Origin of the sequence: Streptomyces sp. NPDC020731, from assembly GCF_044334705.1 — a bacterium.
In the GTDB taxonomy this organism is placed as follows: domain Bacteria; phylum Actinomycetota; class Actinomycetes; order Streptomycetales; family Streptomycetaceae; genus Streptomyces.
Genome location: NZ_JBIRTN010000020.1, coordinates 78028 through 104427, shown reverse-complemented (window position 1 = coordinate 104427; position 26400 = coordinate 78028). Strand labels below are relative to the sequence as shown.

Annotated in this window: 16 protein-coding genes and 5 pseudogenes; 13 read left to right on the top strand and 8 right to left on the bottom strand. The window is 70.5% G+C overall.

What is annotated here, in order from left to right:
* Positions 1 to 5 precede the first annotated feature (5 nt).
* A complete protein-coding gene (locus ACH4VX_RS28065; protein ID WP_398371151.1) occupies positions 6 to 1013 on the bottom strand; it encodes a LacI family DNA-binding transcriptional regulator in 1008 nt (335 codons plus the stop codon).
* Between the two features lie 90 nt (positions 1014 to 1103).
* On the bottom strand, positions 1104 to 2426 hold the full coding sequence (locus ACH4VX_RS28060; RefSeq protein WP_398371149.1) for an MFS transporter: 1323 nt from the start codon (positions 2424 to 2426) through the stop codon (positions 1104 to 1106).
* 84 nt (positions 2427 to 2510) lie between these two features.
* On the opposite strand from ACH4VX_RS28060, the gene ACH4VX_RS28055 reads away from it, so the two are divergent.
* The 4 genes from ACH4VX_RS28055 (at position 2511) to ACH4VX_RS28040 (ending at position 8714) form a co-directional block, all read left to right on the top strand.
* Entirely contained in the window at positions 2511 to 3479 is a 969-nt protein-coding gene (locus ACH4VX_RS28055; protein ID WP_398371147.1) for a LysR family transcriptional regulator, read from the top strand.
* A gap of 179 nt (positions 3480 to 3658) precedes the next feature.
* Positions 3659 to 5194: a hypothetical protein gene (locus tag ACH4VX_RS28050; protein ID WP_398371146.1), complete on the top strand. Its 1536-nt coding sequence runs from the start codon at positions 3659 to 3661 to the stop codon at positions 5192 to 5194.
* Positions 5194 to 7398 (top strand): glycosyltransferase, encoded by a 2205-nt coding sequence (locus tag ACH4VX_RS28045; RefSeq protein WP_398371144.1) that lies wholly within the window; start codon positions 5194 to 5196, stop codon positions 7396 to 7398. Before ACH4VX_RS28050 ends, ACH4VX_RS28045 begins: the two co-directional genes overlap by 1 nt.
* Positions 7395 to 8714 carry an acyltransferase gene (locus tag ACH4VX_RS28040; protein ID WP_398371143.1) on the top strand — a complete coding sequence of 440 codons (1320 nt, stop codon included), beginning with the start codon at positions 7395 to 7397 and terminating at the stop codon, positions 8712 to 8714. The genes ACH4VX_RS28045 and ACH4VX_RS28040 overlap by 4 nt, the downstream gene beginning before the upstream one ends.
* Before the next feature lie 88 nt (positions 8715 to 8802).
* Here the strand turns inward: ACH4VX_RS28040 and ACH4VX_RS28035 are convergent.
* Positions 8803 to 8985 (bottom strand): annotated as a pseudogene (locus ACH4VX_RS28035) (hypothetical protein); the annotation flags it as partial.
* 117 nt (positions 8986 to 9102) lie between these two features.
* Here ACH4VX_RS28035 and ACH4VX_RS28030 point away from each other — a divergent pair.
* On the top strand, positions 9103 to 14814 hold the full coding sequence (locus tag ACH4VX_RS28030) for a polymorphic toxin-type HINT domain-containing protein (protein WP_398371141.1): 5712 nt from the start codon (positions 9103 to 9105) through the stop codon (positions 14812 to 14814).
* A complete protein-coding gene (locus ACH4VX_RS28025; protein WP_398371140.1) occupies positions 14814 to 15359 on the top strand; it encodes a hypothetical protein in 546 nt (181 codons plus the stop codon). The genes ACH4VX_RS28030 and ACH4VX_RS28025 overlap by 1 nt, the downstream gene beginning before the upstream one ends.
* A gap of 273 nt (positions 15360 to 15632) precedes the next feature.
* On the opposite strand, the gene ACH4VX_RS28020 is transcribed toward ACH4VX_RS28025, so the two are convergent.
* Positions 15633 to 15806, bottom strand: a complete 174-nt coding sequence (locus ACH4VX_RS28020; RefSeq protein WP_398371138.1) for a DUF397 domain-containing protein — start codon at positions 15804 to 15806, stop codon at positions 15633 to 15635.
* A 7-nt stretch (positions 15807 to 15813) separates the two neighbouring features.
* On the bottom strand, positions 15814 to 16665 hold the full coding sequence (locus ACH4VX_RS28015) for a helix-turn-helix domain-containing protein (RefSeq protein ID WP_398371137.1): 852 nt from the start codon (positions 16663 to 16665) through the stop codon (positions 15814 to 15816).
* A gap of 229 nt (positions 16666 to 16894) precedes the next feature.
* On the opposite strand from ACH4VX_RS28015, the pseudogene ACH4VX_RS28010 reads away from it, so the two are divergent.
* From ACH4VX_RS28010 to ACH4VX_RS27990, 5 genes and pseudogenes are all read left to right on the top strand, one after another.
* Positions 16895 to 17371 (top strand): annotated as a pseudogene (locus tag ACH4VX_RS28010) (ATP-binding protein).
* A 27-nt stretch (positions 17372 to 17398) separates the two neighbouring features.
* Positions 17399 to 18250, top strand: a complete 852-nt coding sequence (locus tag ACH4VX_RS28005; protein WP_398371135.1) for a hypothetical protein — start codon at positions 17399 to 17401, stop codon at positions 18248 to 18250.
* A gap of 171 nt (positions 18251 to 18421) precedes the next feature.
* Positions 18422 to 19780, top strand: a complete 1359-nt coding sequence (locus ACH4VX_RS28000) for a nitrate/nitrite transporter (protein WP_398371134.1) — start codon at positions 18422 to 18424, stop codon at positions 19778 to 19780.
* Between the two features lie 136 nt (positions 19781 to 19916).
* Positions 19917 to 21071, top strand: coding sequence for a uroporphyrinogen-III synthase (locus tag ACH4VX_RS27995; RefSeq protein WP_398371132.1), 1155 nt, complete (start codon positions 19917 to 19919; stop codon positions 21069 to 21071).
* Between the two features lie 116 nt (positions 21072 to 21187).
* Positions 21188 to 21784: a CGNR zinc finger domain-containing protein gene (locus ACH4VX_RS27990; protein WP_398371130.1), complete on the top strand. Its 597-nt coding sequence runs from the start codon at positions 21188 to 21190 to the stop codon at positions 21782 to 21784.
* 51 nt (positions 21785 to 21835) lie between these two features.
* On the opposite strand, the pseudogene ACH4VX_RS27985 reads toward ACH4VX_RS27990, so the two are convergent.
* The 3 genes and pseudogenes from ACH4VX_RS27985 to ACH4VX_RS27975 all read right to left on the bottom strand — a co-directional run.
* Positions 21836 to 22222: pseudogene (locus ACH4VX_RS27985) on the bottom strand (transposase); the annotation flags it as partial.
* 176 nt (positions 22223 to 22398) lie between these two features.
* Complete coding sequence (locus ACH4VX_RS27980; protein WP_398371129.1) at positions 22399 to 23043, bottom strand: dihydrofolate reductase family protein; 645 nt, start codon at positions 23041 to 23043, stop codon at positions 22399 to 22401.
* Positions 23044 to 23250: 207 nt separating this feature from the next.
* Positions 23251 to 23412: pseudogene (locus tag ACH4VX_RS27975) on the bottom strand (dienelactone hydrolase family protein); the annotation flags it as partial.
* A 77-nt stretch (positions 23413 to 23489) separates the two neighbouring features.
* Here ACH4VX_RS27975 and ACH4VX_RS27970 point away from each other — a divergent pair.
* Positions 23490 to 24485, top strand: a pseudogene (locus tag ACH4VX_RS27970) (helix-turn-helix domain-containing protein).
* Between the two features lie 264 nt (positions 24486 to 24749).
* Positions 24750 to 26048, top strand: a complete 1299-nt coding sequence (locus ACH4VX_RS27965; RefSeq protein WP_398371127.1) for an alpha/beta hydrolase family protein — start codon at positions 24750 to 24752, stop codon at positions 26046 to 26048.
* The last annotated feature ends 352 nt before the right edge of the window (positions 26049 to 26400 follow it).

The window sequence follows — 26400 nt, the reverse complement described above, 5'->3', positions numbered from 1 at the left end:
CGCCGTCACGCCCCGCGCGGTGCCGTGCTCGCCCGTTCCGTCAGCCGGGGCGGCAGCAGGGTGGCCCCCGGTCCGGGGACACCGGACAGCTTCCGTACGAGGAGGTGCACCGCGCGGGTGCCCAGTTCCGCCGACGGCACGGCGACCGAGGTGACCGGGACGCGGGCCGACGCGGCGACGCGGGACGGGCAGACGGCGGTCAGGGACAGATCGCCGGGGATGCTCAGCCCCAGCCGCTCGAAGGCGTCGATCAGCGGATCGAGCAGCGGTTCGTTGTGTACCACCACCCCCGTCAGCGCCGGCAGCTCGCGCACCAGCCGCTCGGCGATCGCGCGGGCGGCGTCACGGCCGGTCCCGCACGGATGCACGGCCGAGGTGAGCCGGTGCCGGTCGGCGGCCGCCGTGAAGCCCTCCACCAGCCGCCGCGCGAACGCGGTCCGCCGTACGTACACCTCCGGGGGCGAGCCGACCAGCGCCACCACCCGGTGCCCGAGCCGCGCCAGGTGGTCCACGCACAGCTCACCGGCCGCCCGGAAATCCAGGTCGACGCAGGTCAGCCCATCCGGTTCGGCGGGCACCCCGATCAGCACGGACGGCAAGGACCCCGAGCGCAGCAGCGGCAGCCGGGGGTCCTGGAGCTGTACGTCCATCACGATCACCCCGTCCGCCAGCCCTGTGGCCGCGACGCGCCCGAGGCCCTCCTCGCCCTCGCCCTGGGTGAGCAGCAGTACGTCGTGGTCGTGGGCGCGGGCGGCGGTGACCACCGACACCGCGAACTGCGTCACCACCGGCACATGGACGCCGGAGCGCACCGGGACCGCCAGGGCCAGCACCTTCGACCGGTGGCCGGCCGCGCCCCGGCCACCGCCGTCCGCGCGGTAGCCCAGCTCACGGACGGCCGCCTGGACCCGGAGCCGGGTCGCGTCGGAGATCGGGCGCTTGCCGCTGAGCGCGTACGAGACCGTGCTGGGGGAGACCCCGGCGCGCCGGGCCACATCCGTGATCTTCACCATCGGGGGTCCTCATCTGCACGGTCCGCGGGGATGCAGAAAGCGGTTTCGAAGCGCTTCGACGGGTGAAGGTATGTGCGGGACCTGTGGCCGTCAATGGGTCGGGAGGGAATCGGTGGAGCGGTTCGACGGCCCGAACAGGACGAGGGTGGAGAGAGCCACGAGGAGGGCGGTCGCGGCCGCCGCCACCGGCACGCCGTACCCCGCCGTCGCCGAGACGTGCTCCACCGTCCAGCCGCCCGCCGCGCTGCCGCAGGCGATCCCGCCGAGCAGACCGGTCACCGCGAGCGTCATGCCCTCGTTCAGCCGGTCCTCGGGCGTGTACCGCTGGACCAGGGTCATCGTGGTGACCATGGTGGGGGCGGTCGCCATCCCGGCGACCAGCAGCGCCCCCGCCAGCAGCGGGAGCGAGCCGGTGAGCCCGGCCGCGAGCAGCGGCAGGGTCATCAGCGCGGTCATCGCGGCCAGGCACCACGGCAGCCGGGATTGCGCGGACCCCGCCGGGCGCATCGCCCCGTACAGCAGCCCCGCCGCACAGGAACCGGCCGCCTGGAGCGCGAGCACGGCGCCGGACGCCGCGCGGTGCCCCCGCTCGTCCGCGAACGCGAGGGTCACCACCTCCAGCGAGCCGAACACCGCGCCCGTCGCGAGACAGACCACCAGCAGCGGCCGCATGCCGGGCGACCGCAGCGGCGCCCGCGCGGAGGAACGCCGTGCGGCCGGCGGCTCGGTCGACCGCTGGGCGGCGAACAGCAGGATGCCCGTCAGCAGCAGCACGGCGCCCACGAGCGTGCCCGCCTCCGGGAAGAACGTGCCGCACAGGAAGGCCGCGAGCACCGGGCCGAGCATGAAGCACAGTTCGTCCGCGGCCTGTTCGAAGGAGTTCGCGGTGTGCAGGGCCGCGGCGTCCCCCTTCAGCAGATGCGCCCAGCGGGCCCGCGACATCCCGCCGGTGTTGGGGGTGGTGGCGGTGGCGGCGTAGGAGGCGAACAGGGTCCAGTCCGGGGCGCCGTGACGCACGCAGAGCAGCAGCGCGAGGGAGCCGAGCACGGCGAACACCGCGGCCGGCAGGGCGATACGGGCCTGCCCGTACCGGTCGACCAGGCGCGCGGTCCACGGGGCGACCACCGCCGTCGCCACCAGGCCCGTCGCGGTGACGGCGCCGGCCAGGGCGTACGAACCCCGCGTCCCGGCGATCATCACGACCGCGCTCACGCTGAACATGCCCATCGGCAGCCGCGCGATGAGGTTGCCGGCCGTGAACGCGCGGGTGCCGGGCAGCACGAAGAGACGGCGGTACGGGCCCTTCGCGCGGGGCTCGCTCCGTCCGCGCGGGCCGAAGTCGACGGCGACCGGGGTGTCGGCGGTGACCGTGGGCAGGGGAGTGTCCCGGGAGCGGGAGGTCGATCGGGGCATGACACCACCGTCGCCCGCGCTCACGTGCCCGGTCCAACACCTTCCCTGCGCCGATTGACGCACCCGTGTTGTAAGTTCACGCCCATGCCCGCCCCCGCCCACCTCGACCCCCGCCTGCTGCGCGCCTTCGTGACCGTCGCCGAGGAGCTGCACTTCACCCGGGCCGCCATGCGCCTCTACGTCGCCCAGCAGGCGCTCAGCAGGGACGTGCGGCGGCTGGAACGGGACCTGGGCAGTGAGCTGTTCGTACGGACCACCCGCCAGGTGACGCTCACCGCCGACGGCGAACGCCTGCTGCCGTACGCCCGCGCGGTGCTCCAGGCGCAGGACGACCTGCTCGCCGCCGCCGGACGGGCCCGGCCCCTGCTGGTGGACCTCAACACCCCGGGCCTGCACACCCCGCGCCGGGTGCTGCACCGGGCCCGCGAACTCGCCCCCGGGCACGAACTGATGGCCCGCTACGAGAGCGGGCTGACCGGGGCCGTGGGGGAACTGCTCGCGGGGCGGCTCGACGCGTCGTTCGGACGGTTCGCGGGCCTCGCCCCCGCACTGCGGGCCGGGCTCGAGCAGCAGCCCGTGCGCCACGAGCCGATGGCGGTCGTGCTGCCCGAGGACCACCCGCTGGCCGCACGGGCCGAGGTGCCGCTCGCCGCGCTGGCCGGCGAGACGGTGTACGCGGGAGCCGGGAACGAGCGCACGCCGGAATGGACGGACCTCGCGCGGTCGCTGTTCGAGGGCCGGGGGATCACGCTCGCGCCGCCCGCGCCGCTGGCCGTCGGGGACGAGGAGTTCCAGCGGATCATGGCCAGAACGCGTCACCCGGTCCTCGCCGTAGTCGATTTTCCGCCACTGCCCTCGACGGTACTGCGCCCTCTCGTGGACCCGGTTCCGCTGTCACCCGTGTCCCTGGTGTGGCGGAAAGGGCTGGTTCATCCCGCTCTGGACGCTCTTCGGCGGGCGGCGGCCGTTCTTGCCGCGGAGGAGGGCTGGCTGCGGCGGCCGGCCGAGGGGTGGCTGCCCGACCGGGATATTGTCGTGATGGCGGCCCGATGATGTCTCACTACTGACACGAATGACTGCCCCGGGAACACAGGACCTCCACGTGCGCTACATTCGGTGCCCGAGCAGAGTGTGATAAATGAGGCGCTCGGAGCGGGTGGGGGCCCGGTCCGTCGGCGGGTGCTCGGGTCGTACGCGCGCCGGAAGTGCCCTGTGGGGGGAAGTGCGTGCGCGTGGAAAAGTGGCGAGAAGACGCCCAACCGGAACGGCCCGAGGGCGTGTCGGCGTTCGAGAGGAACGCCGAGGACGAGGACCTGCGTGAGACGAGAGTCCTCCCCCTGAGCGAGAAGCCCGGTACGGCCCCGCACGAGGCCGATGCCGGCTCCCTCGAGGACCGCTGGGCCCGCCTCGGCGTCTTCCCCGGCGGCAACGACAGGACCCAGGTCCTGCCCGACGCCGCCCACCGCGCGGAGCCCTCCGCCCGGCCCGGGCCGGGGACCGGCGACGGCCGTGGCCCCGCGGCACCGGGCCGGACGGCACCGTCCGGGAGCCGGCCGGACGGTCCGCGGAACGCCGAGCGCCCCGCGGCACCGCACCGGACGACGCCGTCCGGGAACCCGGCGGACGGTCCCTGGGACACCGAGCGCACCACCGCCCTGCGCGTCCCCCGCCAGCCGGGCGGCATCCTCGGCGCTCCCGGCGCCAGGACGGCAGGACCCTCCTCCCGGCAGGGCGGAGCACGCACCTCGGGCGGCCACGGAGCGGCCGGCTTCCCGCCGGCCTCCCGACGCCCGTCGCCCGCCCCGGGGACGACCGGCTTCCCGCCGGTTTCCGGAGGCTCGTCGCCGGGCTCCGGGACGACCGGCCTCCCGCCGGCTTCCGGGCGCCCGTCGTCCGCTCCCGGTACGGCCGGCGCCCCGACCGAGTTCCTGCGCCCCTCCTCGGACCCCGGCGCCCCGACGACCTCCCGCACCCCCGTCCGTGACCCCTGGCAGGAGGGGGCCGGCGACTCCGCCGCGGCCACCCACGACCCGCACGAGGTGACGGTCCAGCTCGACTCCGTACAGATCGGGGAAGGCCTCGAGCTGCGCCGGGCGCCGGGCCGGGCGAGCGGAGGGCAGGACGCCGCCGCCGGACCCGTGTTCGTCGACGAGTCCGGCCGCCGCAGCCGGCTCTACCGCCGTATCGGCATGGCCGTCGGCCTCGCCTGCGCCGGCTACGCCGTCGTCATGGTCGCCACGCTGCTGTCCGGCAACTCCGACGCCCCCTGGATGCCCGTCCCCGGCCAGGAGGACAAGCCCGCCGGGCAGGTCGGGACGACACCTGGGCCCGAGGAGACGGGCACCACGCCCAGCTCCGGCACCAGCCTCGTCCCCGGCACCACGCCGACCACCGGCACCCCGACGCTGCCCGCGCCCGGCGCCACCGCGCCCGCGACGGGCGGCGGGGCCGGCACCGCGGACCAGCCGGACACCGCCGACCCGACACCGACGTCGACCGGCAGGAACACCACGAACCCGGTCACCGGCGGTGACGACGACGCCACCACCACGCCCCCGGACGACACCGTGAGCACGGCGCCCGCCGACCCGCCGGTGTCGGAAGAACCCGACCCCGTGACGACCGCCCCCACAGGCGGCGGAGAGGCCGGCGGCACCGACAACGTCGCCGGTGCCCCCGCCGGCCAGCCGGTCGTCGCCGACGGCTCCGCCGCACAGCCGGACCCGTCCACCACCCCCGCCGCACCGTCCCCGGAGAACGTCGTCTGATGGCATCCCGCTCCCACCGTCACCGGGCCGCCCGCCAGGCCCGTGACGGCGCCCCGCGCCGCCGCCTGCCCTTGCGCCTGCTGCTTCCGGTGCTCGTCCTCGTCGCCCTGGCGGCGATGCTCATGCTGCGCGGATACGTGCACAGCGAGATCCTCGCCGACCACCGCGTCCAGAAGCCCGCCCCCACCACGCAGGTGCCCGGGAAGATACTGGAGGGCGGCCCGGTCATCGACGCCCGCGCCGGGCAGACCCAGAGCCTGAGCGTGCCCGACCACCGCCTCGTCCTCACCTTCGACGACGGCCCGGACCCGATCTGGACGCCGAAGGTGCTCGACGTGCTGAAGAAGCACGACGCGCACGCGGTCTTCTTCGTCACCGGCACCATGGCCTCCCGCTACCCGGACCTCGTCGAGCGCATGGTCGACGAGGGCCACGAGATCGGCCTGCACACCTTCAACCACCCCGACCTCGCCCTCCAGTCCAAGAAGCGCATCGACTGGGAGCTGTCGCAGAACCAGCTGGCGATCACCGGCGCGGCCGGCATCCGCACCTCCCTCTTCCGCCCGCCGTACTCCTCCTACGCCGAGGCCATGGACAACGAGTCCTGGCCGGTCACCGAGTACATCGGCAGCCGCGGTTACCTCACCGTCGTCAACAACACCGACAGCGAGGACTGGAAGCAGCCCGGCGTCGACGAGATCATCCGCCGCGCCACGCCCGAGGGCCGCAAGGGCGCCATCGTCCTGATGCACGACTCCGGCGGCGACCGCAGCCAGACCGTCGCGGCGCTCGACAGGTTCCTGCCCGACCTGAAGGCGAAGGGCTACGAGTTCGACAACCTCACCGAGGCCCTGGACGCGCCCAGCGCGCACAGCCCGGTCACCGGCGCCGAGCTCTGGAAGGGCAAGGCGTGGATCTTCCTGGTCCAGGCCTCGGAGAGGATCACCGACGTCCTGGTGGTCGGCCTCGCGATCATCGGCACCCTGGTCATCGGCCGCTTCGTCCTGATGCTCCTCCTCTCCGGCGTCCACGCCCGCCGCGTCCGCCGCAAGGGCTTCCGCTGGGGTCCGCCGGTCAACGAACCGGTGACGGTGCTGGTCCCGGCGTACAACGAGGCCAAGTGCATCGAGAACACCGTCAACTCCCTGATGGCGAGCGAGCACCCGATCGAGGTCCTCGTCATCGACGACGGTTCCACCGACGGCACCGCACGCATCGTCGAGGCGATGGGCCTGCCCAACGTACGGGTGATCCGCCAGCTCAACGCGGGCAAACCGGCCGCGCTCAACCGGGGCCTCGCCAACGCCCGCTACGACATCGTCGTGATGATGGACGGCGACACCGTCTTCGAACCGTCCACCGTCCGCGAACTCGTCCAGCCCTTCGGCGACCCCAGGGTCGGCGCGGTGGCGGGCAACGCGAAGGTCGGCAACAAGGACAGCCTCATCGGCGCCTGGCAGCACATCGAGTACGTGATGGGCTTCAACCTGGACCGCCGGATGTACGACATCCTCGGCTGCATGCCGACCATCCCCGGCGCGGTCGGCGCCTTCCGCCGCTCCGCCCTGGAGCCCATCGGCGGCATGAGCGACGACACCCTCGCCGAGGACACCGACGTCACCATGGCGCTGCACCGCGCCGGCTGGCGCGTGGTCTACGCCGAGAACGCCCGCGCCTGGACCGAGGCCCCGGAGACCGTCCAGCAGCTGTGGTCCCAGCGCTACCGCTGGTCGTACGGCACCATGCAGGCCATCTGGAAGCACCGCCGAGCGGTGATCGACAAGGGCCCCTCGGGCCGCTTCGGCCGCATCGGCCTGCCCTTCGTCTCCCTGTTCATGATCGTGGCCCCGCTGCTGGCCCCGCTGATCGACGTCTTCCTGCTCTACGGCCTCGTCTTCGGCCCGACCCAGCAGACGATCACGGCGTGGCTGGGCGTCCTCGCCATCCAGGCGGTCTGCGCGGCCTTCGCCTTCCGCCTCGACCGCGAACGCATGACCCACCTGATCTCGCTGCCGCTGCAGCAGATCCTCTACCGCCAGCTCATGTACGTCGTGCTGCTCCAGTCCTGGATCACCGCCCTCACCGGCGGCCGCCTGCGCTGGCAGAAGCTGCGGCGCACCGGCGGGGTCTCCGCTCCTCCGCCCGGGGCGGACGGCATCCCCGCTCAGCGGTCGAACGCCCTGGACGGAAGGCCGGTCGGATGAGCACCTCACCGTTCGACCCGACGCGCATGCCTCCGGGCACAGCCGCGACGGCCCCCATGCCTGCCACGCCGACACCCCAGGACGTCCCGAACGTGACCGTTCCCCCTCTTCCGACCACCGAGGCCGGTCCCGCTCAGCCGACGATCCCGCAGCAGAAGCAGGCCCGGCGGGTTCCCGTTCGTGACCGCTACTTCGACCTGCTGCGGGCCGTCGCCCTCTTCCGGGTGGTCCTCTACCACCTGATGGGCTGGGCCTGGCTGCCCGTGGTGTTCCCGTCCATGGGCGTGATGTTCGCCCTGGCCGGCAACCTGATGGCACGCTCCCTCAAGCGTCCGGCCGTGCAGGTCGTACGGAGCCGGATGCGCCGACTGCTGCCGCCGCTGTGGCTGTTGGGCGCTGTCGGAGTCGCCGGGATGTTGCTGCAGGGCTGGGGACCGAACGACGACGGACACCCGGGATGGTGGTGGTTCCACCTCCTCTACTGGGTCCTGCCGTTGAGCGACCCGCCGTACGCCGAGGGACTGCCCGGTATCCACGGCATCCTGGGCGAGAACTGGGCCGCGGACCTCGCGGGCCCGCTGTGGTACATCCGCGCCTACCTCTGGTACGTGCTGCTCTCCCCGTTCATCCTGCGTGCCCTCCGCGCACTGCCGTGGGCGACGATCCTGGCGCCGCTCGCGCTCTCGGCCGCCTTCGAGTTCGGCTACCTGAACCTGCCCGGTGAGCGGTTCCCCTCGGCCCTCACGGACTTCAGCACCTTCGGTGCCTGCTGGGTCCTGGGCATGGCCCATCAGGAAGGCATCCTCAAGCGTCTCCCGCGCTACATCGTGCCCTCGGTGGCACCGGTGATCGCCGCCCTGGGCCTCTGGTACGCCTTCAGGCAGGGCTTCAAGACCGGCTACGACCTGGACTCCATCCCCTTCGCCCAGGCCGTCTGGTCCTTCGCGACGGTGCTCCTGCTCCTGCACGTGAGCCCGTCGTGGTCCGAGTGGCCGCGCCCGCTGCGCCGCTGGGACCGGCTGATCACGCTGCTCAACTCGCGGGCGGTGACGATCTACCTGTGGCACAACGTCTGCATCCTGATCGCCGCCACGCTCTGGGACCAACTGTGGGGCTTCGACGTGCTGTACGAGAACGTCCCCTGGCTCCTGGAGAGCTCCTGGCCGGTCCTGGCCCTCGCCTGGGTGCTCATCGGCAGCTGCGTCGTGTGGTTCGGCTGGATGGAGGACGTGGCGGCGAAGCGCAAGCCGCAACTGTGGCCGGACGGGAGCAAGAGCAAGCGACCCCAGCCGAGCAGCGGGGCGCATCGGGGCTGACGCGTCACGGTTGCGGCCGTGCGGAACGGGCGGGGCCGTCGGACAACGCTTCCGACGGCCCCGCCCGTTTCACTCGCAGCTGCGCGGCTCACCCGATGGCGATGCGGGTCTTCCAGTAGCTCGCCGTTCCGATGATCTCGGTGCCGGATCCGGACAGGACGGTCCTGCCGCCGGCGTAGAACCGTACGGTTCCGTCGGTGCGCGCGGTCCAGATGTCGGGGACCGCGTCGCCGTTGGCGTCCGGTGTGCCGATGAGGAGGCAGATGCTGGAACCTGCGTCTTCGGCAACCACCCGGGGGAACCCTGTCACGCCACAGCGTTCGCCGACTCCCGCTGCGGGGCCGGCCGGCAGCAGGCCTGGCGCTGGGGGCTCGACAAGGTCGTCGACGTGCACGGCAACGTGATGGTCGTCAACTGGAAGCAGGAGACGAACCACTACGCGGTCAAGAAGAAGTTCACCTCCCCCGAGCAGTACGAGCGTTCCGCCTACCCGACGACCATCGAGTACGGCATGCGCTCCTCCGATCTCACCAAGCCGTCCGCGACGGTCGAGTTCGGCGCCGAGCAGCGCTGCCTGAAGTCGGAGACGGCCTGTGACGCGGCGAACTTCGCCAAGACCGACGACCCCGGCGCCTACCGCCCCTGGTGGGACACCCCCGGCAACCTCAACTGCAAGTCGACGTCGAAGCTGTGCCCCGCCTTCCCGTCGTTCTGGACGCAGATGCGTCTGGACACGGTGACGACGAAGGCCGCCCGAGCCGGCCGGACCGGCCTGGGCAAGGTCGACACCTACCAGCTCCACCAGTCCTTCCCGGAGGACTGGTACGACACGGCCCCCGGCCTGTGGCTGAACTCGATCACCCGCAGGGGCTTCGCCCCCGGTGACACCACCGGAACCCTCCAGCACAAGGACGGCGTCAGCTTCGCCGAGTACTCGGTCGGCTCCACGTCGCCGCTGCGCGCGAGACTGAAGGACCGTCAGCTTCCCAACCTCGTGCCCAGCGGCTCGAACGACCAGCGTCCCGCCTTCACCCGGCCCCGCATCGGTACGGTCGCGACGGAGCACGGCGGTGACATCGAGGTCGAGTACAAGGGCGGCTGCGCCAGTGAGCCGGCCGAGGACAAGGGCAAGGACAACGGCACCTGCTACCCGGTCCGCTGGTCGCCGGACGGTGACGAGAAGACGCCGGCGAAGTCGTGGTTCAACAAGTACGTCGTCCACTCCGTCACCCAGACCGACAAGGTCACCTCGCACGGCAGACCCGTCCACACGACGTACAAGTACACCGACCCCGCCTGGGCCAAGAACGACGACGAGTTCACCCGTCCGTCCCTGCGGACATTCAGCGTCTGGCAGGGCTACCGCCAGGTCGCGGTCACCAAGGGAAGCAAGACCACCTCCCAGTCGGGCGAGCCGCAGGCGCAGTCGTACTCCGAGACCCGGTACTTCCAGGGCGCGGGCGGGGAGGTCAAGGACTCCACGGGCACCTACACGCTGGTCACCGACGACGCACCGCAGTACGCGGGCATGACGGCGGAGAGCATCACCTACCTGGACTCCGACAAGCGGGTGCAGAAGCGTGCCCTGAGCTTCCCCTGGTCGAGGCAGACCGCCTCCCGCTCCCGTGAGGCCGAGAACGGCACCGCCCTCGACCCGCTCCTCGCCCACCGCACCGGCGTCAAACGGTCTGACGAGATCCAGACCGTCGACACGAGCTGGCGGGCGGTACGGACCCTGACGACCGTCGACGACACCTACGGCCTGCCGGTCCAGGTCGAGACGTCCGTGGTCAAGCCGAACGGCACCGGCGAGACCCTGTCCGACCAGAGCTGCACCAGGACGGCGTACGTGCACAACACCACGGCGTGGCTGATCGGCCTGACGAAGGAACAGCGGGCCACAGGCACCTCGTGCGCGGGGTACGACACCGCGGACCCGGCGACCAAGCTCGTCAAGGCGGTCCGCAACAGCTACGACGGCCTGGCGTACGGCGCGACCCCGGCCAAGGGCCTGCTCACTTCCCAGGCCGGTGTCGACGGTGCCGGAACCTCCTACTCGGTCGTCACCAGCACGACGTACGACCCGCTGGGCCGTGTCCGCACGGTCACCAGTCCGGGGGTCGGTACGGCCGAGACGCAGTACACCCCCGCGGACGCCGGCGGGCCGGTCACCGCCACCAAGGTGATCAACGCCAAGGGCCATGCCGTCACGACGACCTTCGACCCCGGCCGGAGCCTGGCGCTGACGGTCACCGACGCCAACGGCCGGGTCACGCGCAACGAGTACGACGCCCTCGGGCGCCTGGTGAAGGGCTGGTCGCCGTCCCGCTCCTCCGGCGGCAAGTCGCCCGACGTCGAGATCTCGTACCAGGCGGCGATCGCCACCGCCGAGACGACCCGCCCCGCCGCGGTCACCACCAGGAGTCTCAAGGACGACGGGACGTACAGCCGTCAGGTGGCGATCTACGACGGCCTGATGCGCCCCGTGCAGACGCAGTCCGAAGCCCACGGCCCCGGCCGTGTCGTCACCGACACCACCTACAACGACCACGGCCTGGTCGACGAGCAGACCAGCGGATATCTCGCGAAGGGCGAGCCGGCCGCCGAGCTCTTCGCCCCCAGGTCCCGGTCCCTGATCCCGAGCTGGATCAAGTACCGATACGACGGCCTGGAGCGCAAGCAGCGCGAGTCGACGTACCACGACGGCGACTTCGCGTACGCGACCTACACCTACTACAGCGACACCAGTACGTACGTCGACCCCGCCGGTTCCACGGTCCCGCGGACCCGCACCTTCACCGACGCCCTCGGCAGGGTCACCTCCGTCCGCCACTACAAGGACGACGGGAGCACCGCCGAGGGGCGCGCCACCTCGTACGAGTACGACGCGCGCGGCTACCGCACCAGGGTCACCGACCCGGCCGGCAACGCGTGGACGTACACGTACGACGCACGGGGACGGGTGACCTCCGCCACCGACCCCGACACGGGCGAGACGAAGACGTGGTACGACGAGGCCGACCGGCCTCAGAAGGTGACGGACGCCGAGTCCAGGACGACGTACACCGAGTACGACGAGCTGGGCCGGGTGGAGTTCGTCCGTGAGGGCTCCGCGACGGCCGTCCCGGTCAAGGAGTTCACGTACGACAGCCTGCCGGGCGCGCTCGGGCAGCCGGTCGCCTCGATCCGGCACACCCTGAACGGGGACTACGTCGACCGCGTCACCGGTTACGACACCGAGTACCGGCCCACCGGCACGGAGACGGTGATCCCGCCCGGCTCGCTGACGACGGGTGTCGCCGGAACGTACGCCTACGCGTACACCTACACACCCGTCACGGGACAGGTCCAGTCGGTCACGCTGCCCGCCGTGGGCGGACTGGCGCAGGAGAAGGTCGTCACCCGCTACAACGCGGACGGCCTCCCCGAGTCGACGTCGGGCCTGGCCTGGTACACGTCCGACGTGACCTACTCGCCCTACGGCGAGGCCCTGCGCACGGTGTCCGGCGCGCAGCCGTACCGGGTGTGGACGACGAACTTCGTCGACCCGCACACCGGTCGGCTCCAGCGCACGGTCGCGGACCGCGAGACCTCCGGCCCGCACCGCATCGCCGACGGCTACTACGCGTACGACAAGTCCGGCACCATCACCTCCCACGCGCGCCGGCTGACGGACGCCTCGAGCTCGTCGTGGGACACCCAGTGCTTCACCTACGACGTGATGGGCGAGCTGCTCAACGCCTGGACGTCGAACATCACCCCGACCGGCTCCGACGACGGCTGCAAGGCGTCGAACGGCGCGACCTGGGGCCCCCGCACGGACCACATGGCCTCGTCAGGCCCGGTGGCCGACGCCCCCGACGCGTCGACGGACGTGTCGAGCCCGGACACCTCGCTGGCCTCCACCCGGGCGGCCACCGCCCCCGACGCGGCCACGGTCTCCACGGGAGGCACCGCCTACCACCAGTCCTTCACCTTCGACTGGCTCGGCAACCGCGCCGCCATGACCGAGCACGACCCGGCGGACGCGACGAAGAACGTCGGCTTCACGTACGGCTACGGAACGACCCAGCCGCACACGCTGAAGTGGGTCGGCTCCGACCCGGCAGGCAAGGGCAGCAGCTACACGTACGACGCGACCGGCAACACCGAGGTCCGCGACCTGGCCACCACCACGCAGAACCTCACCTGGACGCAGGAGAACAAGCTCGACACGATCACGGACGACGGCAAGAAGACCACGTACGTCTACGACACCGCCGGAAACCGCGTCCTGGAGAACTCCCCGTCGGGTTCGACGCTCTACCTGGGCGAGACCGAGGTGACGACCGACGCCGCCGGGGCGATCGTCCGGGCCTCCCGCACCTACGGGCAGGCCGGCGCACCGTCGGTGACCCGCACGACGAGCAACGGCGCGACGACGGGTCACCAGCTCAGCGTGCTGCTCACCGACCACCTCGGCACGGCGAACACGGCGGTCTCCCTGGCGAGCGGCCAGGCGGTCACCCGCCGGGCCTTCAAGCCCTACGGCGAGACCCGCGGGGCCAAGCCGTCGGTCTGGCCGAACAAACGCGGCTACCTGGGCGTCGGCATCGACGACACGGCCACCGGGCTGACCCACATCGGCGCCCGCGAGTACGACCAGGACTCCGGCCGCTTCCTCTCGGCGGACCCGGTCATCGACATCGCGGACCCGCTCCAGATGAACGGCTACGCCTACAGCGGCAACAGCCCGGTCAGCCACAGCGACCCGAGCGGACTCTGGTGCGACAGCTGCAACGACGGCAAGGGCTGGACCCGTCCCGACGGCGGCACCCAGGGCGACCCGGACGGCGGGCTGAACTCCGACGGCACGGTGCGAGGTACGCCGCACGGTGGGGGCGGCTGGGAGGACCCCACCAAGTGGAACGCCAGTCAGACGCCCCGGACGAACGACATCCAGGAACTGCTCAAGCACTTCCTGATGAACAGTCCGAACGGCGACTCACCCGAGACCGACTACTGGGTGACGCCCATCTACGAGAACGACGGTCCGGGCAACGCGTGCTTCGGCCGGGAGGCCTGCCGCCAGGCGTACAAGTACCTGCTGCGCCACGACGACGTGGCGGAGGCCAAGCGCATCGCCGCCAACTACTGCGTCGCGAACTTCAACGAGTGCGTGTCGGACGCCAAGGCGTTCGAGCGCGGCAAGCTGGTCGAGGCATTTATCGGTGCGCTGATCACCGGAGGAAGGGGTGGCTCGGCGGCCGTGGCCACTGGAAAGCGTCTGAAGGGAATGAGCTGCTTCAGATGCTTCCTGACGGGGACGGATGTTCTCATGGCCGACGGGACCACCAAGGACATCGAGGACGTAGAACTCGGGGACGAGGTCTTGGCCACTGACCCCGAGACCGGCGAGACCGGACCCCGCAGGGTCACCCGCCTCATCGTCACCGAGGATGACAAGCACTTCAACGAGTTGTCGATCGCCACGGCCGACGGCATCGAGAAACTCACCGCGACCCACGAGCACCCCTTCTGGTCCCCGTCGGAGCGGGACTGGATCGAAGCGGGCGAACTTACCGCGGGCATGACCCTGCGCACCGACACCGGCGACACGGTCGTCGTCACCGGGAACCGTGCCTTCACCAGGCACGCCCGTACCTACAACCTCACGGTTGACGACCTGCATACGTACTATGTGCTGGCGGGGGCTACGCCGGTGCTGGTGCACAACAGCGGGTGCGAGGTGTTTCCGAACACGATGCCCGCCACCCTCGACAGGGAGCTTTCCCTGGCGGACAGACTGGGCGTCAAGCCGGTCAGTCCAGGATCGGCCGGGTTCGATTCCGCAGTCGGTTCCGGTACCGTCAAGTGGGCGGTACGAGAGGACGGGAGCCTCGTAGTCGTGCCCAAGTTTGCCAACGGCCAGGAGATCTCGCATTCGGTTCTCACGCGGGGGGCTCCGGTACGCGCGGCCGGCGAGGCCGAGATCGCCGGATCATCCCGGGACGGTTTCTTTGCCTTGGAGATCAACAATCACAGTGGTCACTTCCTGCCGTCGAGCGAAAGCCTGCAGATCGGTAAGGATGCGTTCACAGCTGCGGGAGTTCATTTCTGATGAGTCGACTCAACGATCTGGCGTCGCTCGATCTGCGATCGCTTTGCGAGGCCCTGGCAGCGGATTCTCTCGCTTCTGCCGATCTGGTTGCCGGTGAGTGGCTGGGTGTCGTTGAGCTACTGACGATGCGTTTGGCCGATGGCTGTGGCGAGTTGTCGGAGGAACATTGGGGAATGTGTTCGGCGGCTATCGGACATGCCCTTCGAGTGGCGGTGTCCACAGGTGTGATGGACCGCCGTGAGAGCGTGATTAGGCGCTTGAATCTCGCTAACGTACTGCTTCAGCAGGTGCCACCGAATTCCGAAGTTGACATGCTGAACCCTGACCACCTGATCGATCTCCTCTTGCGAGAAATGCCGATATCGGTTGAGGAGGTCAGGGTGTTGTCGACTGACTGGCGTACCTTGGAAACTTCCCAGATCCGTCTCCTGCGGTCCGTCAAGAATCTCGTCTCACCGGCACTTGCGCTTGCCGGAATGGTTTCTCGGGAGGATTTGAGAAAGCGCCTGAATCCGTGGGGAGAAGTGCTTCCCTTGCTGCCTTGAGGTGCGTGGGAGGTACGGGAACCCAGGCCCCTCTGCGAAAACCGTGAACACTTCGGCCCGAAGTGTTCACGGTTTAGCGAAGGGTGGGCCACTTGGCGCCTCCCCGACGGGGATCGAGGGCTGTGAGGGCCAGCCATCCATCGTCCGGCAGTCGCCGCTGCCGGACGGCATGCCACCACCACGCCACCCGCTTCACCCTGCAGGCATGCCTGGGCCCCGTTTTCCTCCGGGCCGCGGAAGCAGACACCGGCAAAGAAGCGGGTGGTCATACGGTCACTTCGCGATGTGCGTGAGGAAGGCGACCCATGTAGTGGGGGAGAGGTCGAGTCGGGGGCCGGAGGTGTCCTTCGAGTCGCGTATGAGGACGGCGGCGGGAGTGCTGGCCACTTCGACGCAGTTGGAGGCGTCGGGGCTGTAGGAAGACTTGCGCCATTGGTGATCGGACATAGTGACTTCAGGTCTCCTGGGCGAGGCGGTGGATCAGGTCGCGGGACTCGGCGGGCTTGAGGGCGTTCGACTCCATGCGGTCGAGCACTGAACGGTACTTGTCCAACTGGGCTTCCGCGTCCAGGAATTCGCACCCGTGGTGGGTGTCCAGCTGCACGGTGTCGAGCTGTGGGACGGGACCCAGCAGGTAGTCGATCGACTGTCCCGTTCCTGGGAAGGAACCCTTGCCGAACGGGATGATCCGAACGGTGACGTGCTCCAGTTCGCTCATGTCCAGCAAGTGCCGGAGCTGGGCGCGGACGGTCGTGGAGCCGCCGTACCCCATGTGCAGCGCGGACTCGTGGATCACCGCCGTATAGGGCGGTGGGTCCTCGCGGTGAAGGATGCCCTGGCGCTTGATGCGGTGGGTCACACGGTGCTCGATCTCGTACTGCCTCAAAGGCGGTACCGCCTCGCAGAAGAGCGCACGGGCGTGGTCCGTGGTCTGTAGCAGCGCCGGAATGTGGACGACCAGCGCCACGCGCAGGGCTGCCGCGTGGTGCTCCAGTTCGGCGAGGTCGATAAGGCCTACCGGTAGATGCTCGCGGTACTCCTCCCACCAGCCCCGTGACCGCCGCCCGGTCATCGCGGCCAACGCGTCGACCAGCGCGGCGTCGGGGCAGGCGTAGGCGTGTGCCATGGAGTGGATCCGGTCGGCACTGACGGGCGTGCGGCCCGTCTCGATCATGCTGATGCGCGCCTGGTTGACGCCGAGCAGTTCACCGGCGCCAGTCGCGGTGAGGCCGGCCCGTTCACGGAGCTTGCGCAGCTCAGCGCCCAGTCTCCGCTGCCGCAGCGTCGGATTGTTCGTGGGCGGCAAAGTGTGTCCCTCCTGGCCGCGAGGCGGCGCGTTTCTCCCTCACACGAGTGAAGCATGGATGGTTTCCACTGATTCCGTAGGAACCATCTAACCATTGGCTCTACGGTGGCTACGTAACGCTCGACCGTCCGCTCCGTAAGCCGGAAGTGCACCGCAAACCGCGGCACCGCCACCGCCCGACGGAGTTGTTGAGCGAGCCCAAGTCCCCTCCAACTTCCCGGAGACAACCATGGTCACCGTAGCCCCGCCCCACCCCTGGACGTACGCCCTTCGCCTCCCCCGTGACCCCCGCGCGGTACGCGTCGCACGCATGACGGTGCGGGCGGCGCTCGACGGGCACGGGATGCGGGACGCCGTCGACGTCGTGGAGTTGCTGACGTCGGAGTTGGTCACCAACGCCTACCTGCACACCAAGGGGCCCGCTTCCCTGCGGCTCACCGGGCTGGGCGACGGCCGGCTGAGGGTCGGGGTGTGGGACAGCCACCCGTAAGTTCCGGCCCCGTTCAGCGGAGACGGTTCCATCCCGCTCGTTCCGGCCGATGCCGATGCCGATGCCGAATCCGGGCGCGGGCTGCGCCTCGTGCAGGAGTACGCCGACTCCTGGGGAGGGTGGGCCCTCGGCGACGGCATGCTGAAGCGAGGGGCAGGGAAGCTGCTCTGGTTCGAAGTGGGCGGGCGTGCGAAACTGCCCCTGTTGCGGAAGTGAACGGTGTGGCCAGGGGGCGAAGTACGGATGAGCAAGCGGCAGACGCAGAAGATGCTGCGGTTGATGGCGAGCGGGGAGCCGGTCGAGCTCACCAGTGCGATGTCGTCCGTGAAGAAGCTCGCCAAACTCGCCTTCGTCGCCCAGCAGTTCGGCTACGAGTACGCCGACGTACGGCAGGGCGGCGGGAACAACAGCCAGCTGAAGATGCTGATCGTGCCCGATCACGGTCCGCAGGCCCGCGCCCGTGCCGCGCAGAACTGGGCGCAGTACCCGAACGCCCACGACGGGGTGTCGGTGCCGCCGCTCGTGCCGGACGCCTTCGAACTGCTCAAGGCCCGCATCAACTTCGACCTCACCGGAAAGAGTGCCGAGAAGCGGATGGGCTACGGCGCCCTCGGTGTCTCCATCGGCTGCGTCTTCGTCGCCTACCGGCTCGGGGGCACGTCCGACGACTTCGTCATCTCGGCCGTGATCTGGCTGGTCCTCATGGCCGTCTTCGGCATCGGCCTCGTCGTCACCCGCAAGCGCAACGCCAAGTTCGCGGCCCGGCTGCACGCGGCGGGCTTCGCCCCGGTGACGGACGAGACGGGCCGGGTGCGCTATCTGCCCCCGGGCGGGCAGGTGCCGGGGCACGGCAACCCCTATGGGGCCGGCCCGTACGGGGCCCAGGGCCCGGGGATGCCCGCCCAGGCACCCGGAATGCCCGCCCCGGCGCCCGCCTACGGCCAGCAGCAGCCCCCGATGCCGTACGCCCCGCCGGGGCCCTCGTACGGACAGCCCGCCCCTTACGGCCCTCCGCCCCAGGCCCCCGGCCCCTACGCCCCGCCCCAGCCCCCCTACCCCCAGCAGAACCCCCACTGGCAGCCCCCGCAGCGCTGAAGCCGCCGGGCGCCCGCCGGTACCGGCCCACCTCTCATCCCGCCCCCGTCAAAGGTGAGAGCAAAGTTCCCTCCCGGTCACCGCCTGCCACAGCACCGAAACGCCCCCTCCCTACCTTCGGGATCACCCCCTCGCGGCACCGTCCGCGCCCCGGAGAGCAGTGGAGGCCTCATGACAGCCCGCAGCGGCCGTTGGATCCAGCAGTGGGACCCGGAGGACGAGACCTTCTGGAACCGCACCGGAGAGAAGGTCGCCCGCCGCAACCTCCTCTTCTCCGTGCTGTCCGAGCACATCGGGTTCTCGATCTGGACGATGTGGTCCGTGCTGGTGCTCTTCATGGGCCCGGAGTACGGGCTCACCCCGGCCGACAAGTTCCTGCTGACGTCGATGGTCACGCTGGTCGGGGCCGTGGTCCGGGTCCCGTACACCTTCGCCGTCGCGGTCTTCGGCGGGCGGAACTGGACGGTGATCAGCGCGGGACTGCTGCTCGTGCCCAGCGTCGCCGCGTTCGCCGTGATGGAGCCGGGGACGTCCTTCTCCACGTTCCTGCTGGTCGGCCTGCTGGCCGGGATCGGCGGCGGCAACTTCGCCTCCTCCATGACCAACATCAACGCCTTCTTCCCGCTGCGGAAGAAGGGCTGGGCGCTCGGTCTGAACGCCGGCGGCGGCAACATCGGCGTCCCGGTGATCCAGCTCGCCGCTCTCGCGATCATCGGCGCGAGCGGCGGACCGCGCGTGCTGCTCGGCATCTACATCCCGCTGATCGTCGTCGCCGCCGTGCTCGCCGCGCTCTGCATGGACAACCTCGCCTCGGTGAAGAACGACACCGGTGCCGCCAAGGACGCCGCCAGGGAGGCGCACACCTGGATCATGTCCTTCCTCTACATCGGCACCTTCGGCTCGTTCATCGGCTACAGCTTCGCGTTCGGGCAGGTGCTGCAGAACCAGTTCGACCGCACACCGCTCGAGGCCGCGTACGTCACCTTCATCGGGCCCCTGCTCGGCTCCCTGATCCGCCCGGTGGGCGGCTCGCTCGCCGACCGGTACGGCGGGTCGAAGATCACGCTGTGGAACTTCGTCGCCATGGGCGCGGCGACCTCCGTGCTGATCGTCGCCTCCATGCGGGAGTCGCTGGCGCTGTTCACCGCCGCCTTCGTGGTGCTCTTCGTGCTGACCGGCCTCGGCAACGGGTCGACGTACAAGATGATCCCCGGCATCTTCCAGGCGAAGGCCCTGGCCAAGGGGCTCACGGGTGAGGAGGCGGCCGCGTACGGGCGGCGGCTGTCCGGGGCGTCCATGGGGCTGATCGGCGCGGTGGGCGCGCTCGGCGGGGTCGGCATCAACCTGGCCTTCCGCCAGTCCTTCCTCTCCTACGGCTCCGGCACCGGCGCGTTCGTCGCCTTCCTCGCCTGTTACGCGGTCTGTTTCGTGGTCACCTGGGCGGTATACCTTCGCAGCCCGGCGGACCGCGCGGGTGACACGAGCACCGCCCCGGAGGAGAAGCCGCAGCTCAGCTACGCCAGGGTGTGACGTAACACTGGTGACATGAAGCCGAACCGAGCCTGTCACGCATCGTTGACAGGCTCGATCGGCATGAAGGTGGAGCCGCACCTTCATGCAGTACGCACCTCCCTGCAGTACGCCGACTCGAGCCGGGACGAGAGCCATGTACGAGGAACAAGAGCAGCCACCGGAACACGGGCCCCTCGCGGGCTTCACCGTGGGGGTGACCGCGGCGCGCCGGGCCGACGAGCTGGGTGCGCTGCTGGAGCGGCGCGGGGCCGCAGTGCTGCACGCCCCGGCCCTGCGGATCGTGCCGCTCGCCGACGACAGCGAGCTGCTGGCCGCCACCAAGGACATCATCGGGCAGGCCCCGGACATCGCGGTCGCCACCACCGCCATCGGGTTCCGGGGCTGGGTGGAGGCCGCCGACGGCTGGGGTCTTGGCGAGGACCTGCTGGCGAGGCTGCGCGGGGTGCGGATCCTGGCGCGCGGACCCAAGGTGAAGGGCGCGATCCGGGCCGCCGGGCTGACCGAGGAGTGGTCGCCGGTGTCGGAGTCGCTGGCCGAGGTGCTCGACCGGCTCCTGGAGGAGGGCGTCGACGGACTGCGGATCGCCGTACAGCTGCACGGTGAGCCGCTGCCCGGGTTCGTGGAGTCGCTGCGGGCCGGGGGAGCGGAGGTGGTGGGGGTGCCGGTGTACCGGTGGCTGCCGCCGGAGGACCTCGGGCCCGTCGACCGTCTCGTCGATGCCACCGTCGCCCGCACCCTGGACGCGGTCACCTTCACCAGCGCGCCCGCCGCCGCGTCCCTGCTGTCCCGTGCGGAGGAACGCGGGCTGCTCGACGACCTGCTCACCGCGCTCGGCCACGACGTGCTGTCCGCCTGCGTCGGCCCGGTCACCGCGCTGCCGTTGCAGGCCCGCGGCATCGACACGGTGCAGCCCGAACGCTTCCGGCTCGGCCCGCTGGTCCAGCTGCTCTGCCGGGAACTGCCCGCGCGGGCGCGCGCGTTGCCCGTCGCCGGGCACCGGATGGAGATCCGGGGGCACGCGGTCCTGGTGGACGGCGCGCTCAAGCCCGTACCGCCGGCCGGGATGTCGCTGCTGCGGGCGCTGTCCCGGCGGCCCGGCTGGGTCGTCTCCCGCGCGGAGCTGCTGCGCGCCCTGCCGGGCGCGGGCCGCGACGAGCACGCGGTGGAGACCGCCATGGCCCGCCTCCGCTCCGCCCTGGGCGCCCCGAAACTGATCCAGACGGTCGTCAAACGCGGCTACCGGCTCGCCCTGGACCCGTCGGCGGAGTCGAAGTACGGGGAGGGCTGAGCGCGGCGCGAGGGGTTCCGGGGGCCGGGACGGGAAGGCACTGTGGGAGGGAACGGTTTCCCCCGGATCGCTCACCGGCCCCCTCGCGCGGGGCCAACCTAGGCGGTGGCAGGAACATGGCACTGGGTACGGTCACGGCGGCGTCCTACGAGCTGCGGTTCGACACCGGGCGGGTCTGCCTGGATCTGCTCGCGACCTCCCATCCCGTGGAACGGCTCGGCTCCGTGGAGGTGCTGCGCGCCTGGATCACCGGCTCCGGGCTCGTGCCCGCGGGCACCGTGCTGGTCCACGCCGACCCCTCCTGGCCGGTGGCCTTCCGCGAACTGCGCGGGCAGCTCGTCCCGTTGGTGCGCGGCCGGCCGGCGCCCGGTGTCCCCTCGTACGACCTCGCGCTCGCCCGGGTCAACGAGCTGGCCCGCGCCGCGCCCCCGGTGCCCCGCGCGGTGCCCGGCGAGGACGGCGCGCTGGTGCGCCGGCTCGACGGCCCGCCCGGCCGCGCGGCGCTGCTCGCGGCGGTCGCGCGGGACACGGTGGATCTGCTGACCGATCCCGTCATGCGGGCGAGCCTGCGGCAGTGCGAGGGCGACAACTGCCCGATCGTGTACCTCGACACGTCCCGGGGGCGCAGGCGGCGCTGGTGCTCCAGCGAGATCTGCGGCAACCGGGAGCGCGTGGCCCGCCACCGCCGGCGCGCGGCACTCGCGCGCGCCTAGTAGGGCCGGTTCGGCCTCGGGCGAGGCCGGGTCCCAGGAGGCGGGCACGAACAGCCGCCAGTCGATCGCCGCCGAAGCACGATCGGTGGCCAGATGCAGTGAGACACCCACCTGGCAGTTGGTGACCTTGCCCGCGGTGCCGGTGTACTGCCGCGACACACACGCCGAGGCGTCCCCGTCCTTGAGGAAGCCGGTGTCGTCCACGATCAGCGCCTCCGGACCGATCACCTCGTGCATCCGCCAGGCCAGCCGGGCCCGCACATGCGCCGCATCCCACGGACTGGAGGTGATGAAGTGCGCCAGCGCCTGCCGGTTGCCGTCCTCACCCAGACGGGCCGCCATCGGCTCCACCGACCTGCGTCTGCCGTCCAGCAGCAGCCCGCGCGCATACGCCTGCCCCCACCGCCGTTGATCCGCCCGAAAGCACCCGTCGAACAACTCCGCCGCGAACGCCTCCAGGCCCTCCCGGACCCGGCCAACTCCTCAGGTGTCGCACCAACCCAACGACACCGACGAACAGACAGACACGCCACTCACGACTGAACCTGACCAAGCCCTACTAGTGCTCTGACCGGGAAGGTTCGCCGGGTCGGTGATCGGGTTTGTGCCTGGTGTCACCTCCGCCAGAACAGGTGGTGCGCAACGCCGCTCGAGCTGGGCACGACCTCGAGATGGAACCGGTCGAGCAGCTCATCGGGTGACTCCCAGAGGCGGAGGCCGGACCCGAGCTTCACCGGCGAGACCGCCACATGCATGGTGTCGATGAGGTCGGCATCAAGGAACTGCCGGATGGTGGTAACCCCGCCGCCGAGTCGGACATCCATACCCTGCGCCGCCTTCCGCGCCCGTTCGAGGACCGTGATCGGCTCACCGTCGACAAAGTGGAAGGTGGTGTCGGAGAGCGTGACCGAAGGACGTTTGTGGTGCGTCATGACGAACACCGGCGTGTGAAACGGGGGCTCGTCACCCCACCAGCCGCGCCAGTCATGGTCGTCCCAGGGCCCGCGCTGGGGGCCGAACTTGTTACGGCCCATGATCTCGGCGCCGATGTTGCGTGCGAAGTCCCGCGTGAAGTAGTCGTCGAGACCACGGCTCCCTCCAGGGTCGGTGCGCCTGGGCCAGCTCGCCGTGGCGCCGGCCCAGGCGAACAGCCTCTCGGGATTGGCGAGGCCGAACGGGCTCTTGAGGCTCTGGTGCTCACCGGCACCAATTCCGTCACTTGAGACGTTGAAGTTCATGACTCTCAGTAGCTGATCCACGTGTCTCCTCATCGGTTCTGTCGCATCCTCGGGTGGCGAGGCGCCCCACATCAGGACGTCGAACGGGACGCGGCCGGATCGACAGCGGCCCGTAGCTTTTTTTCCAAGGCGTACCCGGCGCGACAGTTCACGTGCGTCGCGCGGAGGCATCCCGGTGCCCACTGGCGCGGCGCCGAGCCGGGCAGGTTTGCTTTCTGAGCCGGAGCCTCAACTGGTGGCCAGTGCGAGGTCGAGGAGGGGGAGCAGGCGGTTCCAGTGGCGCTGCAGTGCGGCGGGGTTGAAGGCGTCGGTGTCGGACATGGTGAACCCGTGGACGGTGCCGGGGCAGATCTCGGAGGTGCAGCCGACACCCGCGGCATCCAGTGTTCTGACCGGACAGGTTCGCCGGGTCGGCGGCTGCGGCGGTTGGATGTGCGGTGACGTCCGATCCGACTGCTGGAGGTGCGGTGGCCGAGCCTGTCCGTGTGCGCAGACTGACCGGCCAGGAAGGGCAGAAGCTGCAGCAGATCGTGCGCCGGGGCAGCACCAGCTCGGTGCGCTACCGACGCGCGATGATGCTGCTGGCCTCGGCGGGCGGGAACCGGGTACCGGTGATCGCGCAGCTGGTGCAGGCCGACGAGGACACCGTCCGGGATGTGATCCACCGGTTCGACGAGATCGGCCTGGCATGCCTGGACCCTCGGTGGGCGGGAGGCCGTCCCCGCCTGCTCAGTCGTGACGATGAGGACTTCGTCATCCAGACGGCCACCACCCGCCCGACCAAGCTCGGTCAGCCCTTCACCCGCTGGTCACTGCGCAAACTCGGCGCCTACCTGCGCAAAGTCCACGGCCGGGTCGTCCGCATCGGCCGCGAGGCACTACGCGGCCTGCTCGCCCGCCGCGGTGTCACCTTCCAGCGCACCAAGACGTGGAAGGAGTCCCCGGACCTCGAGCGGGAGGCGAAGCTGGACCGGATCGAAGAGGTCCTGGACCGCTTCCCCGACCGGGTCTTCGCGTTCGACGAGTTCGGTCCGCTCGGGATCAGGCCCACCGCAGGCTCGGGCTGGGCCGGGAATACGCTGGCCGCCCTGAAGTCGATCCGCGCCGCACGCCCGGACGGCGCCCCGATCTACGTGATCATGGACAACCTGTCCGCCCACAAAGGCAGCGACATCCGCCGCTGGGCGAAGAAGAACAAGGTCGAGCTGTGCTTCACGCCGACCTGCGCCTCCTGGGCTGACCCGATCGAGGCGCACTTCGGACCACTGCGGCAGTTCACCATCGCCAACTCGAACCACGCCAATCACACCGTGCAGACCCGGGCCCTGCACGCCTGACTGCGCCGGCGCAACGCCAACGCCCGCCACCGCGACGTACTCGCCGCCGAGCGCAAGGAACGTGCTCGCATCCGCAGCGAGAAAGGCATCCGCTGGGGCGGACGCCTTCTCAAAGCCGCGGCCTGACTGAGCCGAAGCACGACAGCTGTCACACAGGCGGGCTTGTCATCACCGGAATCGCAGCAGGCTCATGGGGGGGGGGGGGGGGGGGAGGAGCCCCCGCGCGGTGCGCACGGTCGGTGGCACGGCGGGTGCAGCAGGGTGATATTCGCGGGAGACGGCGCGAACGGGGGCAGGTACCAGGGGGACCCGGGGGACAGCACCAGTGCGTCTGGACTTGCACTGGGTGAGGCTGAACCGACCGTCATCGAGCCTCACTCGGGGGAACCTGTGGTCATCTCCACCTTGCCGTTGTCGCGTCGCAGAACCCTGTTCCGCGGCGGTCTCCGAGCAGGAGCGGCAGCCGTCTGCTGCGGCCTGCTGCTGACCGGGCCGGCCGTCGCGGCCGCCGCCACTGCGCCCACCGCCCATGTCCAGGCGCAGCACGAAGAGCGTGGCCGGGGCACGCTGGTTTCTGCCGAGAAGCTGTACACGCTTGTGTCCCCGCAGGCCGTGGCCGCCGAGCTGAAAGCGGCCGGGTTCGAAAGCGGCACCGTCCGGCACGGCGTGGCCGCGTACCGGCTGGTCTACCGGACCATCGATCCGCACGGACGGCCCACCACGGCGAGTGGGCTGTTCGTGCTGCCGCTCAATCACGAGAGGCGGCTCCACGCGGTCTCCTTCGCACACGGCACCGGCAGTCACAAGGACGACTCACCGTCCATGCAGCGCGGCGCCTTCGTGTCCGCGCCCGTGATCGCGCACGCGTCAGCAGGTACCGCAGGGGTCGCGCCTGACTATCTGGGCATGGGTAAGGGACCCGGTTTGCACCCCTGGATGGACATAGGCTCCGAGACCACGGCATCCCTGGACATGCTGCGGGCGGCCCGCGCCTTCGCGCTCCGTACCGGACATGTACTGGAGCGAGAGGTCATGGTCACTGGCTTCTCGCAGGGCGCTTCGGCGGCACTTGGACTCGGCCGGGCTCTTGAGGCGGGTGAGGACCCCTGGTTCAGGCTGGGCGCGCTGGCACCCGTCAGCGGCGCGTACGACTTCGGCGGCACGGAGCTTCCAGCGCTGCTCGAGGGCAGGCTGGAGCCCAAGTCCAGTGTGGTGTACACGGCGTACACTCTTGTGGCGTTCAACCGGCTCCACTACATCTACGGCAGCCCTGGTGAGGTCTTCCGGGCCCCTTATGACAGCACCGTTGAGGCCCTCTTCGATGGCGCACACACGGGGCAGGAGCTGATGCGGGGCACTCCGGGCACTCTCGACGAGCTGTTGACCGAGCACGGCCGCGAGCTGCTCGCGCACCCGACGGGGCCGTTGGCAGCGGCGCTGCGCACAATCGACGCCGTATGCACCGACTGGGCCCCGAGCGCCCCGGTCCGGCTCTACATGGCGACCGGGGACGAGCAAGCCGTCACCGCCAACACCGAGCGATGCCAGACGGCTCTATTCAGGAATGGCGTGGACGTCCCGGTCGTCGATCTCGGCGATGCCGATTACCGGGGATCTCGTCACCTGGGGTCCAATGTCGCGGCCACGTCGGCGATCGTGCGCTGGTTCGGTGTGTTGCGCCGGCGGTGAAGGGAACGAATCGGCTCCGGGGTCAGCCGGTGACGATTGCGTGCTGCCCGAGCCGTTGGTGACAAGCAGCGTGCCTCGCTGGTGACAGCCAGGCTGCTTCGCAAGGTCCCATTCGCCCGTTCTTCCGGCCCTGCCGGTGACAACTGTCGCGCGTCGGCTCACTGACCCGACGCGGCGGACCTATGCGGTCAAAGCACTAGCCGAACTTCGCTGTCCTCTATGCGGCTTCTGTGCGACGACCGCGGAGAAGCGGCGAAGTGACGTCGGTTACACCCCCGTTCGCCACCCCTGCCGCGCGCGCCTCGCCGCTCCTTTGTCGCCGTGTCGGAAATGTAAAGAAGCAGCGGGGGAA